This is a genomic window from Sodalis-like endosymbiont of Proechinophthirus fluctus, assembly GCF_001602625.1.
GTDB lineage: Bacteria > Pseudomonadota > Gammaproteobacteria > Enterobacterales > Enterobacteriaceae.
In genome coordinates this window covers 15,384-17,675 of sequence record NZ_LECR01000008.1, presented here as the reverse complement: position 1 = coordinate 17,675, position 2,292 = coordinate 15,384, and the positions used below count along the sequence as shown (strand labels likewise).

Annotated in this window: 1 protein-coding gene and 1 pseudogene; one reads left to right on the top strand and one right to left on the bottom strand. The window is 53.5% G+C overall.

The features are described from left to right. Positions 1-1,401: inorganic phosphate transporter (locus BG74_RS01010; RefSeq protein WP_066595883.1), on the bottom strand; the 1,401-nt coding region annotated here is incomplete at its 3' end. Between the two features lie 185 nt (positions 1,402-1,586). Here BG74_RS01010 and BG74_RS20115 point away from each other — a divergent pair. Then, positions 1,587-2,292, top strand: a pseudogene (locus tag BG74_RS20115) (NAD(P)/FAD-dependent oxidoreductase); the annotation flags it as partial.

Genomic DNA, 2,292 nt, shown 5'->3' with positions numbered 1-2,292 from the left:
CATTTGCGCCGATAGCCCCTGGGCATAGGTCATACCTTTTTTACCGATCTTCTCGCCAATGGTCGTGGCGACCCGGCGCCAGCCAACCATGGTGCCTAGTGATAACGCCAGCGCCACGGCAATAATGATCCACATCGGCGCGTATTCCACGGTATACAGCAGATCCTGGCGCAGGTTCGCCAGGAATCGTTTATCCACGGTGGAGGTTTCCGGCAGCTTCGCCACTTTATCAGCGGTATCGGCGATACACATCAGCAGGCGCCGTACGTGGGAGCGCTGATCCACATTGAGCATTTCGTAGCTGTCTAGATTGCCTAGCAGCATCAAGGCGCGATTGATGGCGAACAACACCTGCGACAGGTCGCAGTGAAAAGTCTGTGTTTGGGAGGCGATTCTTGGATCCAGTATTTGGCTATTCTCCATCGGCGCGCCGCCGATGGCGGAGGAGGAAACAGTGGGGCTGCCATGAGCTTCGCGGCCGGGCAAAGACGCGACGGAAAAAGGGGGTTCCGCGGCTGGCACCGGCACCGGAACCTCGTCCGAGCCTACGCCGTGGATAAATGCACCATGGTGCTGAGTGTAATACTGCTGGAAATGATTCACCGCATCGCGGGTGCGGCTAATGTCGTAGCTGCTGGTATTCATATTGACCACAAAGCCAGCCGGCGCAACCCCTATCAGAACCAGCATAATAAGCCCGATGCCCTTCTGTCCGTCATTGGCGCCGTGGGAAAAACTCACGCCGGCGGCAGAGAAGATCAAGGCGATACGGGTCCAGAACGGCGGCTTACGCTTGCCGTCTTTTTTCTCCCGCTCCACCGGCGTTAAATGAATTCGGCGGCGTTTTTTGGTGCTGCTCCAGTAGAGGCGCAGAAAGAAAACTATTACGCCCGCCATCACCAATCCTACCAATGGAGAGATAATGAGCGAGAGGAAGATTTCAATCAGTTTAGGGACATTCAATGCCTGCACCACCGAGCTATCGCTTACCAAAGCGTTGGTCAGACCGATGCCGATAATCGCGCCGATAAGGGTGTGTGAGCTGGAGGCCGGCAAGCCGAAATACCAGGTGCCGAGATTCCACAAAATAGCCGCCAGCAGTATGGAGAATATCATTGCTAGACCATGGGCAGAATTGACGTTGATCAAGAGATCAGCCGGCAAGAGATGAACGATAGCATAGGCCACGCTCAATCCGCCCATCAGGACTCCGAGGAAATTAAGCACTCCAGACATAGCGACCGCTAGTTGAGAGCGCAGCGCGCGGGTGTAGATGACGGTGGCTACAGCATTAGCCGTATCATGAAAGCCATTGATGGCCTCATAAACCAGAACAAAGATTAATGCGAGCACTAACATTAGACCGGCATGGAATTCCAGGCCGGTGAATAGATGTAGCATAGAGAGTTACGCCATTATTTGGACATGAACGGGCCGCATTATCTGCGACAAGAGGGCCAGGGGAAAAGGAAAATATGACCTTATTTTAATAAACTTGCCGCAGACAAGCATGTACTACCCCATATAAACTTGCAAATTCAGCAAGATACGATTTTTAGCCAATATAGCATTTTATTACCGTAGCAATGTGCCGCCCGCCTCATTACAATCGGGACGTAGTCTTCGACTCCAGCGCGGCGGGGGGCCCGCCCGGTCTGGCTGGCTGCGTACTGCTTGCTGGATAACGGCAAAACCGGGCCGCAATACCCTAATGTCGGGCGACGGATGCTGCAATTTTACAATCTGTATATAGAAACAGCCGCCTATTTGTCGCAAAATCCCTATTTCTGCAAATCGGTCCTGAAAGGTTATACCCAAATAGGATTCTATCAGTCTGGTGCAGCGCTACGGGATTGCCTGGCATGAGAAGACCCTCGGCCAGCTATTCTATGATGACTCTGCGCAACAGATCGTGGATCTCCTGCTGGCGGAGTGTGCTGGCAATGGTAGGTAACACTGCGTTTGCTCAGAGATGTATTATCCGTCACCCGTCAAAACGGCGGTTTTCTGCTGACGCTGCCATAGGGGGAGATTTTCTCCCCCGCGCTGGTTATCGCCAAAGGCGGCCTGTAAATGCCCGGACTAGGGGCGACCCCGTTTGGCTACCGTCTCTTGCCCAACAGTTTGGTCTGGACGTCATAGCGCCGCCGCCGTCGCGGTGCCAGCGATCGTCAGTGCTGAAGATAGCACCTGATTTCGCGAAAATACGCTCTTTATCCACTACGGGCTGTCTGGATCGGCCTTTTGTAAATTTCCATCTTCTGGCAAACAGGCGAGTTTTTTGACGATCGA